This is a genomic window from Peribacillus sp. BM1 (assembly GCF_056679975.1).
The window spans coordinates 1,657,718-1,670,608 of sequence record NZ_CM155259.1; the positions used below are offsets into that span (position 1 = coordinate 1,657,718).

Here is a 12,891-nt window from a genome sequence, read left to right on the forward strand (position 1 = left end):
CGTAAAGGAGCAGGGCTAATACCCAAATATCGATTTTTTTTGCGAACTCGAAATATAATTACGTTACTAGTTGACAAAAAGTAAGTGCAGGTGTATATTTTTAATTAGAGATATATCAAATCAAGATATTGTGTATGCAGATTTTGATTAGAAGAAATTAGGGGATATTTTGTAGGCAATAGAATAAAAAATCGTATTAAGGTGAAATTAAAAAAGACTGCCAATATATGATTGGTTTATTCTTAGTGGTACTAATAAATACAGGCGGTGAAAGTATTGGGTTTTTTCGATAAATTATTTGGGAAAGCAAATAATAATACAGATGAAAGAGGAGGAAATGAAATGTTGAAAATTGGGATTGTTTTAGGTAGCACACGTGAAGGACGCGTAAGTCCACAAGTAGGAGAATGGGTAAAAGGGATTGCTGATAAACGTGGCGATGCAGAATATGAAATCATTGATATTGCTGATTTCCAATTGCCGTTTTTAGGAACAACTGATGGAACAGAACCAGGCATTGCAGCTTGGAATGAAAAACTTGCTAACGTAGATGGATTCGTATTCATTGTTCAAGAATACAATCACAGTATTACAGGAGCATTAAAAAATGCCCTTGATTTTGCTCGTGAAGCTTGGAATAACAAAGCTGCAGGTATCGTAAGTTATGGTTCAACTGGTGGAGCTCGTGCAGCTGAACATTTACGTGGAATCATGGGTGAATTAATGATTGCGGACGTTCGTGTACATCCGACATTATCATTATTCACAGATTTTGAAAACGGCAGTGTTTTCAAACCAGCTGAATTACATCTTGATAATGTAAATGCAATGTTAGATCAAGTTAACGCTTGGAGTGGCGCATTAAAAACTTTGCGTAAATAAGTAGTGTAACTAAGAAGGAGGGGATGACAAATCCCCTCCTTTTTTGTGCGCTTGTAAACTCATCTTCTGAATCAAGGCTAGATGAACGGTTCGTGTTTTGTTCATATTAGGCATCATTATCAGTTGATAGTGATGATAACGTTTACAATTTCGGTGATCATAACATATTATAGAAGTAGGGGGAGGAGGAGCGTTATGGGGAAGAAAGACAAGCATATTGAGACAAAGGTGATTCATGAAGGGTACGATTCGAAGCAGCATTTGGGAAGTCTCGCTGCGCCTATTTTTCAAACATCGACATTCGTTTTCGAAACTGCTGAACAAGGTGAGAGACGGTTTGCAGGAGAAGAAGAGGGGTATATATATTCCCGGCTTGGAAATCCGACTGTGAAAATTCTTGAAGAACGCATTGCCATGCTAGAAGGTGGTGAAGCGGGTCTTGCATTTGGTTCAGGGATGGCAGCTGTTTCAGCCGTTTTACTTGCGTTAACGAAAGCAGGTGACCATATTATCTGCTCACAAGGCTTGTATGGCTGTACTTTCGGATTATTGCATTTAATGGAAGATAAATATCGTATTACACATGACTTTTCAGAAATGCTGACCGAGGAACAAATAGAAACATTGATTCGGCCTGAAACAACATGTATTTATGTGGAAACACCGATAAATCCAACGATGAAAATGATTGATTTAGAGATGGTCGCTAAGATCGCGAAAAAACATCATATCCAAGTCGTTGTTGATAATACCTTTTCGTCGCCTTATTTGCAGACGCCACTAGCTTTAGGCTGTGATATTGTACTTCATAGTGCAACGAAATATATTTGTGGCCATGGAGATGTGGTGGCAGGACTTGTTGTGGGAACGCAAGAATTTATTAGCAAAATGGCCAGGACAACGCAGAAGGATATCGGTGGGATTATCTCCCCTTTTGATGCTTGGCTTTTGTTGCGGGGATTGAAGACTCTGCCTGTCAGAATGGATCGACACTCTTTCAATGCCGAAAAGTTATTCAAAAAACTGAAGCAACATCCAAGTGTTACAAAGGTCTATTATCCTGGAGATACAGAGCATCCTGACTACCATATTACCCAAAAGCAAATGAAAGCTGGCGGCGGTATTATTTCTTTTGAAATTAAAGGTGACAAGCAGGACGCACAAAAAATATTGAACTCACTACAATTAATTAAAATTGCGGTCAGCCTAGGTGATGCGGAAACACTCATTCAACATCCAGCCACAATGACTCATTCGGTTGTTCCTATTGAATCCCGTTTTAAAATGGGCATTACAGATCAACTAATTCGTCTTTCCGTAGGACTAGAGAATTGGGAAGACTTATGGGCGGATTTGGATGAAGCCTTGAACAGGATACAGGTTTAATGAAAGAAGATGTCCCCAAAAGGATCTGATCCTTTGGAGGCATCTTCTGCTACTGTAAACGAACTTCTGTCTAAAAAGTATTTATTAAAAATGGGCAACGTACTACAAAAGTATCCCATTTTCATGTAATATTGAAGGGGTTATTGTCGGAATAATATGAATTGGATTTTGAACTATTATTTGATGTAACACAAGGATGTTCCTATAGATAGAGAAACTGTTCATGTAATCAGAGGATTATTATGAATATTCTCTTGGTTGATCTCTCTATAGATTACAATATTTGGCGAAGGAGAAATGAATGATGACAAAAGAAGAAAAACAAGTTTTATTTAAAGAAGCGATGGGCAACTATCCAACAGGGGTAACCATTGTGACAGCTACTACTCCCAACAATGAGCCAGTTGGATTAACTGTAAATTCATTTGCATCTGTTTCACTGGACCCTACCCTAGTTCTTTGGTCAATTGATCATAAAGTTTCTTCCATTAAAGCTTTTACTGAAGGTGGAAAATTTGCGATACATATTTTAGCTGGTGAGCAGCAGGAATTATGCAAAACCTTTGCTAGTAAAAATGTGGATCGTTTTAGTCAATGTGAGTGGGAGTTTTCTGGGAATCAATTACCAATCATTCAAGGTGCTTTCGCTGTTTTGGAATGCAAAACGTTTAAAACAGTTGAAGCGGGAGATCATACCATTTTAATTGGCGAAGTAACAGATATACAAATCGAAAAGAAAGATCCTATGTTATACCACCGGAGACACTTCGGCGCGATTCCGGCTGAATTTTATCCAGTGACTGAAAAATAAACTACCCTCAAGGGAATCCTAGGATCCGAATTCAGGTATTGGACCGCTTGTGAATGAACTAAAAGCTGCACCTTTTAATGGATGAACTTGCTTTGGATCTTTGAGGCAGGTTTTTATTTTGACTAAATGTATTGGAAATAATTTAACTAACTTAGTGATCATTAATAGTTGATCTACTTATCAAGTAACGAATAGTTATTTACGATCCGATAATTTTTTTACCCTAATACCACAAGGGATCAGATACTACCATCTGTTCAAGCTCTATCTTGCTAATCCAGTGTAATATCCTGCGAATGTTGAATATACTATCCCATCAATTGAAATGAATGGTGGATATTGACTATGGAGATTGTTAAACAAGGCGAGGATCTGATTATTACAGGAGCGGGGTTTTTAGTAGCTGGGACAATCATTTCTGCTATTGGAGCAACAAATGTGATTATCACAGGTACCGATAATGGATTAGAGCTCGTAGCCAGAGGAAACGCGGTCGAGGGATTTGGAAATGTACTGCAAGCAATTGGTAGGACTAAAGTGTATGAAATTGAAGGCAGGGAAGAAGAGATTTTGAGCATCATGGGCTGCTGGTTTCAGGCTGGGGGCAACTTCACCAATACTATAGCAAATGAGGTGATTCTTGAGGGAACAGAAGAGGAGGAAGGACTGAGAGTGAATGCTCTTGGCAGTGGCGTGCAATCAGTAGGTGCCTCCTTAGAAGCCGTTGGGGCCCCAGTCGATCGGCCATTGGAAAGTACGGGAAACTGGGTGATTGCCCTTGGCGCCTCGATTGACTCGATTGCGAATTTATTTATCTTACAGGATAAAAAAAAACAAGGTGATGCTTTGGCTGTGTTCGGCAGCTATTTGGAAGTGATTGGTGCGCTGATTGTTCTGTATGAATTGACCTCGCTAAAGGAAGAAAACGTATCTGAAACGGAAGACAATCGTTATCAATATCCAAGAATACCTGTATGATTGCAAAAAATAGGGAATCATAGTAGATATAATAAATTGCAAAAAATCACAATTTATGAGCAAAAATTTACACAAATCTACGAATAGCTTGTATAATGAAATGGAAAGTGTGATATAGCACTTTTGGAAAAGCGGAATCATTCTGCTAAATATGTTTGTCCTTCGGGGTCGGGTGTAAATCCCAACCGGCGGTGATGAAGAAATTCTAAGCCCGCGAGCCTGTAAAAAGGCAGGATTTGGTGAAATTCCAAGGCCGACAGTATAGTCTGGATGGGAGAAGGACATATGGAACTGATTAAATGGCATTTGTGAACCCTTTATTTTGAAAAATTCAAAATAAAAGGCTTATTTGGCTATATAATAAATCCATAATCTCCCTTTAGCTCCTTAGGCCGTACCTATGGGGCTATTTGTGTTTTTTTGTCGAAGCATCAAATTGAGAAAGAGGGTGAAAACATGTTTACCGGAATTATCGAAGATGTAGGAACGGTGCAATCATTAAAAAGAGGCGCACAGAGCATGGCGTTAACGATTGAGTCTCCTAAAATCCTAGAAGATGTTAAATTAGGCGACAGCATATCGGTGAATGGCGTTTGTCTGACAGTCACTGAATTTACCAATCGTTTGTTTACAGTGGATGTGATGCCAGAAACCGTTAAGGCATCAACAATCAAGCTGTTAAAGCCGGGGGCAAAGGTTAATCTAGAGCGGGCAATGAGTGCTCAGGGAAGATTCGGTGGACATTTTGTCTCAGGCCATATTGACGGCACAGGTACGATCATGAAAAAAGAACATAAAGAAAATGCGGTTTACTATACGATAAAATTAGCAGAAGGATTAGCGCAATATTGTATTCCTAAAGGCTCAATAGCTATTGATGGGACAAGCCTAACCATATTTCGGATTGAGAAGAATGAAATAACCATTTCACTTATTCCGTTAACACATAAAGACACGATTCTTGGACAAAAGAACGTTGGAGAAATCGTAAATATTGAAAATGATTTGATTGGAAAATATATCGTCCAGCAAATAACCAATAATGGACAAACTACTGGATTTACAGCAAGCTTTCTTGCTGAAAATGGATTCTAATAAAGGAGGTGCTTTTAGATGTTTCAAACGATTGAAGAAGCAGTGGAAGATTTGAAAGCTGGCAAAATCATCATCGTTGTCGATGATGAAGACCGGGAGAATGAAGGCGATTTTGTCGTGTTGGCAGAAAAGGCAACGCCTGACGCGATTAACTTTATGGCGAAATATGGTCGTGGTTTAATTTGTACGACGATTACAAATGAGCTCGCAGAGAAATTAGACCTGCATCCAATGGTTGAGAACAATACAGATTACCATGGAACAGCTTTTACAGTAAGTATTGATCACGAAAGTACGACTACGGGAATCAGCGCGTTTGAACGCTCGACAACGATGCTTGCTCTTTTGGAAAATGATTCTTCTGGCAAGGACTTTAAACGCCCTGGACATGTTTTTCCAATTATCGCTAAAGATGGCGGGGTGCTTGAACGAACAGGACATACAGAAGCATCTGTTGATCTTGCCCGTTTATGTGGAGCAGAGCCAGCTGGAGTCATATGTGAAATTATGAATGAAGACGGCTCAATGGCACGCGTTCCAGAGCTCCAAGTCATTGCCAAAGAACACCAGCTTTCATTTATTACGATTGCTGAGTTAGTTCGCTATCGTAACCAACTCGAGTCAAAACTTAAAGAAACACCAGAACACGCTTAAATTTTATTAAACTATTAGGGGGAATTATCATGGGTAAAAATTTTGAAGCACAACTTATTGGAACAGGGTTAAAAGTAGGAATAGTTGTCGGCAGGTTCAACGAGTTCATCACAGGAAAATTACTTTCTGGTGCATTGGATGGACTTAAACGTCATGGAGTTAGTGAGGATGATATTGACATCGCTTGGGTACCGGGGGCATTTGAAATTCCGATGATTGCAAAAAAATTAGTTCAAACCAAACAATATGACGCTGTGATTGGATTAGGTACGGTCATTCGCGGAGCAACATCACATTATGATTATGTATGTAATGAAGCAGCGAAAGGCATGGCTGCTGTAGGACTTGAATCTGGAACGCCTGTAATTTTCGGCTTACTTACGACAGAAAATATTGAGCAAGCCATTGAACGCGCAGGTACAAAAGCAGGAAACAAAGGTTATGATTCAGCTGTTTCCGCGATTGAAATGGCGAACCTATCTACTTTAATCGGAAAATAAGGAATGCGTATTTTGACTGATAAGTCGTTCTGTGTACATATCGGTTAAATTGCGAGTTAAATATGTTATGGAATCAGAAAAAGGAGCCAATGTGCTCCTTTTTTCGTGCTTTGAAATAGATTGACGTATAAATTCAGAATCCGACGCAAATATGAGATTTGCAAATTGCTCGTCGGGACCGCACTTTGTAGAAAAGAGACTCCTCTAAAAGCAGGATTGCGCAAAAATGCATTAAAAATCCTAAGCGAATTCGCCGAACCACCCCCATAATTCCAATTTTTATAAAGAACCCGAAGCTAAGTGATGCGGAGGTACGACTAAAAGCCAAGTTGCGTTCAAAAGCCCTCTTTTTCGAGCATTACGATCCGGAAATCAAATTTGCGTGCCGGATTGGCCTTGTTACGTGCCAGAATGGATAGTTTTCACGCCGAATTCATCCCTTTTCGGGCGAGATTTTCGATTTGCGCGCCGGAGCTTGACTTTTAAGGTAAATGGCCACTATTTACGAAATATTAATCTTCCTCCTTGAAGGAAAATGGTATATTATGGGCATAGGAACGTGCAGTAGTAAATCACATAGAGGGGGATTTCGTATTAAACATTATCTTTTTGATCTATCAGGAGAAAATGGTTGGAAAAGATACTTGCTATCATCGGTTATCATTTTGGTTGCGCTAATTGCCGGGAGTGTTCTGTATGCTATATTAATGATGATTACAGGTCTTCTAAATGGAGATGGCATCGTTTTTGATAATAAATCTGGCATGTTCGTAGGCGTCGACCCAACGCTCGATTTATTGTTTATGAATCTAATGTATGTCGTTTGGATGTTTGGAATTTGGCTTTCAATCCGGATTGTACATAAAAGGAAACTGAAGACGCTGATTACTGCAAATGATCGAATCAATTGGAAACAAATCTTTGGTAGCTTTGCACTCTATTTTGGTCTTATGGTGTTATTAGAGCTCGTCTATTACTTAATTTCCCCTGAACATTTTGTATGGAATGAATTTAATTTAGAGAAATTTTTATTCCTGTTTTTCGTCGTTTTAGTGTTAACTCCGATTCAAACGACAGTTGAGGAGTTAATCTTCAGGGGGTTTCTGTTGCAGTGGATTGGAAAGGTGATCAACAACCCCATTGTACTAGCAATTATCATGGCATTGATTTTCGGATCATTGCATTTCTTTAATCCAGAAATGGAGCGTTCAGCTATTTGGGTCGGACTTGATTATGTATTTGTGGGGTTTATGTTAACATTCCTTGCCGTGAAAATGGGGAGTTCGGAGCTGTCAATCGGTGCACATGCTGCCAATAATATGTTCCTTTTCTGGTTTATCGGTGATCCACAATCTGTAGGCGGAAGTGTTCCTGCACTTATTACTGTGGTGAACAATGATCCGGCGATTTCATTAGTATTAGACGTCATTCTTTTTCTTGTATTTTATCTGATCGCTGTGAAGAAATTTAAATCTTCTGCAATATAAAATGGATTGAAAAGGGGGACCCAGAAGTCTAGATAGGTAGACTTTATGGGTGCCCCTTTTTATGTGCAACATCTATAAAAGTATTCCAGCATCGATGGGAATGTTCAGTGTGATAAGACATAAATTAGTACCAAGTAATAAAACTTAGTGATAAAATGGGTTTATCTATCCATATGGGGTGAATGTGAATGTATACACCTGTCGCTAAGTTAGTGAGGGTTCTGTTAAAATTACGAGGCAAATTGGTTGTGAAAAATATAGAAAACCTGCCTGAAGAGTCCGGCTATGTCATTGCTTGCACACACAGAGGGTGGGTCGACATCTTGGCTCTCGGCGTTTCGATTCTACCTGTGGAAATTCATTTTATGGCAAAGAAAGAACTATTTCAGAACAAAGCAATTGGTTGGTTTTTAAGAAAAATCAATGCATTTCCAGTCGACCGCGATAATCCAGGAACAAGCACAGTGAAAATTCCGATTCAATTATTGAAGCAAGATAAGAATGTGGGGATTTTTCCTTCTGGCACTAGAACATCAGAGGAAGCTCCGTTAAAGCGGGGAGCGGTTACGATTGCGAAATTAGCTCGTGTTCCAATCGTGCCTGCTGCTTACTCAGGACCAACGGGCTTTAAGGATTTATTTAAAAGACAACCGATTACGATTATTATTGGTGAACCGATTTATCTAGATTCAGCTAAGAAAGGGAAAGACGAGCTGGACCATGTTACAACGGAATTATCGGATGTCTTTAAAGCATTGGAACAGCGGATAAGTTCGTAATCGTTCAACAGTATCCTCTGAAATGGTAGAATATCCTAAGGCTGTAGTTATGAAGGAAAATGCTAAATCAGGGTAAGCTATAAAATATCTGTTTTTAGGAGGAATTATATGTACCATCTCTTTTCACATAATGATTTAGATGGCGTTGGCTGTGGTGTTGTCGCGAAGCTTGCTTGGGGAAATGAAGTAAAGGTGAGCTATAATTCGATTGGTCGACTGAATCATCAAGTAGCTGGGTTTCTTGAAAATGCGACAGGAATGGACACGCTAATTATTACCGATTTATCCGTGAACGAAGAGAATGAAAAGAAAATTAATGAATATGTCGCTGCTGGTGGAAAGGCATTGTTGATTGATCATCATAAATCGGCACTACATTTGAATGAACATGCTTGGGCGTCTATAACTGTGGAGCAGGAAGATGGCAAGTTAACATCAGCTACATCTCTTTTGTATGATTACTTAGCAAAAAAAGACTTGCTTACAAAAACAAAAGGTACAGATGAGTTCGTTGAATTAGTGAGGCAGTACGATACGTGGGAGTGGGATGTGAATCAGAATTTCACTGCAAAGAAATTGAACGATCTCTTCTTCATGATTTCAATTGATGAATTTGAAGGGAAAGTTCTGAAAAAGCTCAATAGTAGTGAGCCATTTCAATTTGACGAGATTGAAAGCAAGCTACTTGATGTCGAAGAAAGCAGAGTCAAACGATACATAAATCGAAAAAAACGTGAAGTGTATCAAGTGGCCATTGGCGAACATTTAGCAGGTATTGTCCATGGAGAAAACTATCATTCAGAACTTGGGAATGAGCTTTCCAAGGAGTTTACACATCTTGACTATATTGCGATTGTGATGGCAGGGAGTAAACGGATTAGTTTACGAACGATTCATGATGATGTGGATGTTTCTGAAATTGCGGCTCTTTATGATGGTGGTGGGCATCGCAAGGCCTCAGGGTGCAACTTAACAGAGAAGGCATTTAAGCAATTTGTTGAGCAAACATTTTATTTGGAGCCACTAAAGCGAGATGCTTTTAACAATCAACATAATCTGAAAGGTGCAAAAAGCGGTTCTCTTTATAAAGGTAGAAATGACGAGTCCATTTTTGTCTATCAAAAAGGGGAGGAAGATTGGGTGATTGAGGTAAGTCAAAAACCACTTACAAAACCCTTCCCTTCGTTTGAAGCAGCGGAAAAGCATTTGAAAAAGGAATATTTTGCAGTCTTGGTTAGGGATGCTGATTGGATTGGCCATTTACTAAAATTCTCGCCATATTATAAAAAATAAAAAAATGAGGATGTCCATAGGTCAAATCACACACTCTATACACCGTTTTTGTGTCATTTACACGACATATAAACGATATATAGTAGATGTGGGGTCTGACCCTTTGTTGGATAGCCTCATTTTTTTATGGTTACAATTGTGTAGAATAGCGGATAATAACAATTGTCAATATAGGTAATGCATAAGTGTTAGCACTTATTTCAACTATATTAGGAAAGGTTTAGGGTACTAGAGGGGCCGGAAATTTTAACTTTTCTAATTGATAGGAGATAATTCGTTATGTCATGGAAATTGGTATTTTCAAGCGAGTTTATAAATAATGTTGCAGTTTCAGTAGGTATCTTTTTGTTATTTTTAATTTTCCGGAAGATATTTTCAAAATACGTGATTGCTTTACTAATAAAGGCGAGTCGAAAAGCACCAAATACTTTTTTCTCTTACATATTTTTATCATTTGAAAAACCAATTCAGTGGCTGTTCATTCTGTTGGGAATCTATATTTCTGTTTGGTATTTTCCTTATCTGGACCATACACATTTGTTATTTATTAAATTAATAAAATCCACGATTATTTTTCTTGTTGGTTGGGGATTGTATAACTTTTCATCATCATCTACACTTCTTTTTGCAAAGCTTAACGAAAGATTTAATTTTGAGGTTGATGAGATACTCATCCCATTCTTGTCAAAAGTATTGCGGGTAATCATTATAGTAATTAGTTTTAGTGCGATTGCACAAGAATTTAATTACAATGTGATTGGTTTTGTTGGAGGGTTAGGCATAGGCGGACTTGCATTTGCTCTAGCTGCTAAGGATGCAATTGGAAATTTATTTGGAGGCGTCATCATTGTTACTGAAAAACCTTTTACGATAGGTGATTGGATTTTAACACCTAGCGTAGAAGGAACAGTTGAAACGATCACTTTTAGAAGCACAAAAATCCGTACATTTGCTCAAGCCCTCGTAACAGTACCTAATGCAAAATTAGCTAATGAAACAATTACGAACTGGAGTGAGATGGGGAAAAGGCGAATTGTGTTCAATATAAGTGTTACCTATGAAACACCAAAAGATAAATTAGAAGATGTGATTAAGCAGATTGAATATATGTTAAGAAATCATTCTGAAATCCACCCAGACACAATTGTTGCTAAGTTTGATAAATACGGGATAGATGGGTTAGATATTTACTTATACTTTTTTACGAAAACAACGGTTTGGACAGAATTCTTAAAGGTAAAAGAAGAAATCAACTTTGCCATCATGGATATTCTTAATAATGAAGGAGTTGCCCTAGCGATCCCGAATAGAAAATTGTATGTCGACTCCAATTCGGAAGAAACACAAAGTGAAACGTATTTGAGGAATTCACGAAATACTAGTTGAAATATTTTAGTTACACAAAAACGAAACACATCGAGAGGCTGTCCTAGAACTTAGGACCTTCTCCATGTGTTTTTTATAATGGAAGAAGGATGTTTCTGAAACGACGCCTTCTTGGGATCGACTAAGAAAGATTTATTTGTCTGATGGATGACGGTTGATAATCCATTCTCTTTTTTGGAAACGTACATTTTTACCCATTGATGATTGAATGCTTCTCATTTTAATTGATGTATATATTATATCGATATCGTAATAAGTGTATTTTTTTACATCGTTATCAGATGTCGTAAACGATATGAGACTATATGGGATCTTTATATTTTATTGTTAAATAATGCGTTTTCATAATGAGTGAATAATTATAATTCATTTAAAAATCAAAATTATCTTTTAATTAATTAAATTCTGTGATAATATTTTAAAATATTAATGAAAGTGAAGTGATTGTTATGTCGCAAATGTTGGCTTTAGTTATTCTTGTATTAATCTTATATATAGGTGACGTAGTAGCTGTTCGAACGAAAGCCTGGGTACCATCTGTATTCGTTTGTGCAGTACTATTTCTTATTGGTTATTGGACATTTTTCCCATCAGACATCGTAGCGGTGGCTGGAGTACCACCTGTGGTTGCGACTATGATGATGTTCTTATTAATCACAAATATGGGTACTTTGCTTTCTCTTCAAGAATTGAAGAATCAATGGAAGACCATTGTCATTGCCCTTTCCGGTGTTTTAGGAATTATCGCTATATTATTTACGATTGGAACATTGATTTTCGACTTTGAAACAGTCGTTGTTGCCATTCCTCCATTAGTAGGTGGAATCGTATCAGCATTAATCATGTCTGAAGGAGCCAAAGAAGCAGGTCTCGCGTCTTTATCTGTATTTGCAATCGTCATCTACGTTATGCAAGGATTTGCAGGATATCCCATCACTTCAATTGTATTAAAAAAGGAAGGGAAAAGACTACTTGAGAAATACCGCAGTGGAGAGCTGACAATAAAAGATGCAAAAAATGGTGTGGAAGTAGAAAAAGAGCAGGAACTTAAACTTTTCAAAAATATGCCAGAAAAATATAACACAGAATATTTCAAATTTTTAAGGCTTGCTTTTGTTGGCTTACTTGCCTATCTTGTCTCTACCTTACTTGCACCATTCGTGACGGTTAATGCACTTGTCCTATGTTTATTATTTGGAATTATCGCAAAAAGTGTCGGATTTTTGGAAAAACAACCTTTACAAAAAGCGAATGGATTCGGTTTCTCCATTATGGCTCTTATGCTTTTCATTTTCGACGGTTTGCAAAAGGCGACACCAAGTATGATGCTCGAGATCTTATATCCTCTTGTCGTTTGTGTTGTTTTAGCAGTCATCGGCATGTATATATTCTCATTCATCATCGGAAAGATATTAAAAGTCAGCAAAGAAATGGCATTCGCCGTATCGTTGACAGCCTTATATGGGTTTCCAGCAGACTACATCATCACGAATGAAGTGATTAAGTCTTTAACAAATGACGAGAAAGAAAAAGAGGTATTAACGAGCCATATGTTGCCACCTATGCTCGTCGGTGGATTCATAACTGTAACGATCGTTTCGGTCGTTTTAGCTGGAATATTCGTAGGATTCTTGTAAAAG

11 protein-coding genes, 1 pseudogene and 1 riboswitch are annotated in these 12,891 nt (G+C 38.0%); all 12 genes and pseudogenes read left to right on the forward strand.

The annotated features are described in order from the left end of the window. The first annotated feature begins 276 nt into the window (after nt 1–276). The 12 genes and pseudogenes from AC1MGI_RS08010 to AC1MGI_RS08065 all read left to right on the forward strand — a co-directional run bounded on the left by AC1MGI_RS08010 (nt 277) and on the right by AC1MGI_RS08065 (nt 12,888). The gene (locus tag AC1MGI_RS08010; protein ID WP_480349233.1) at nt 277–882 is read left to right on the forward strand and encodes an NADPH-dependent FMN reductase; all 606 of its coding nucleotides are present in this window, start codon (nt 277–279) and stop codon (nt 880–882) included. A 195-nt stretch (nt 883–1,077) separates the two neighbouring features. Further along, entirely contained in the window at nt 1,078–2,268 is a 1,191-nt protein-coding gene (gene megL / locus AC1MGI_RS08015; RefSeq protein ID WP_480349234.1) for a methionine gamma-lyase, read from the forward strand. 304 nt (nt 2,269–2,572) lie between these two features. Further along, nucleotides 2,573–3,079 (forward strand): flavin reductase family protein, encoded by a 507-nt coding sequence (locus AC1MGI_RS08020; protein ID WP_480349737.1) that lies wholly within the window; start codon nt 2,573–2,575, stop codon nt 3,077–3,079. A 345-nt stretch (nt 3,080–3,424) separates the two neighbouring features. After that, nucleotides 3,425–4,057 carry a DUF6944 family repetitive protein gene (locus AC1MGI_RS08025; RefSeq protein WP_480349235.1) on the forward strand — a complete coding sequence of 211 codons (633 nt, stop codon included), beginning with the start codon at nt 3,425–3,427 and terminating at the stop codon, nt 4,055–4,057. 154 nt (nt 4,058–4,211) lie between these two features. Beyond that, nucleotides 4,212–4,343, forward strand: a riboswitch (FMN riboswitch). 170 nt (nt 4,344–4,513) lie between these two features. Further along, entirely contained in the window at nt 4,514–5,152 is a 639-nt protein-coding gene (ribE, locus tag AC1MGI_RS08030; RefSeq protein ID WP_480349236.1) for a riboflavin synthase, read from the forward strand. Nucleotides 5,153–5,170: 18 nt separating this feature from the next. Continuing rightward, a pseudogene (gene ribB, locus AC1MGI_RS08035) lies at nt 5,171–5,797 on the forward strand (3,4-dihydroxy-2-butanone-4-phosphate synthase); the annotation flags it as partial. A 38-nt stretch (nt 5,798–5,835) separates the two neighbouring features. Further along, complete coding sequence (gene ribH / locus AC1MGI_RS08040; RefSeq protein ID WP_062184305.1) at nt 5,836–6,306, forward strand: 6,7-dimethyl-8-ribityllumazine synthase; 471 nt, start codon at nt 5,836–5,838, stop codon at nt 6,304–6,306. A gap of 545 nt (nt 6,307–6,851) precedes the next feature. Next, nucleotides 6,852–7,793: a CPBP family intramembrane glutamic endopeptidase gene (locus AC1MGI_RS08045; protein WP_480349237.1), complete on the forward strand. Its 942-nt coding sequence runs from the start codon at nt 6,852–6,854 to the stop codon at nt 7,791–7,793. Nucleotides 7,794–7,981: 188 nt separating this feature from the next. Beyond that, nucleotides 7,982–8,572 (forward strand): lysophospholipid acyltransferase family protein, encoded by a 591-nt coding sequence (locus tag AC1MGI_RS08050; protein ID WP_480349239.1) that lies wholly within the window; start codon nt 7,982–7,984, stop codon nt 8,570–8,572. Between the two features lie 108 nt (nt 8,573–8,680). Continuing rightward, complete coding sequence (locus AC1MGI_RS08055; protein WP_480349240.1) at nt 8,681–9,865, forward strand: DHH family phosphoesterase; 1,185 nt, start codon at nt 8,681–8,683, stop codon at nt 9,863–9,865. Nucleotides 9,866–10,144: 279 nt separating this feature from the next. Further along, nucleotides 10,145–11,251: a mechanosensitive ion channel family protein gene (locus AC1MGI_RS08060; protein ID WP_480349241.1), complete on the forward strand. Its 1,107-nt coding sequence runs from the start codon at nt 10,145–10,147 to the stop codon at nt 11,249–11,251. Nucleotides 11,252–11,700: 449 nt separating this feature from the next. Next, on the forward strand, nt 11,701–12,888 hold the full coding sequence (locus tag AC1MGI_RS08065; RefSeq protein WP_480349242.1) for a hypothetical protein: 1,188 nt from the start codon (nt 11,701–11,703) through the stop codon (nt 12,886–12,888). The last annotated feature ends 3 nt before the right edge of the window (nt 12,889–12,891 follow it).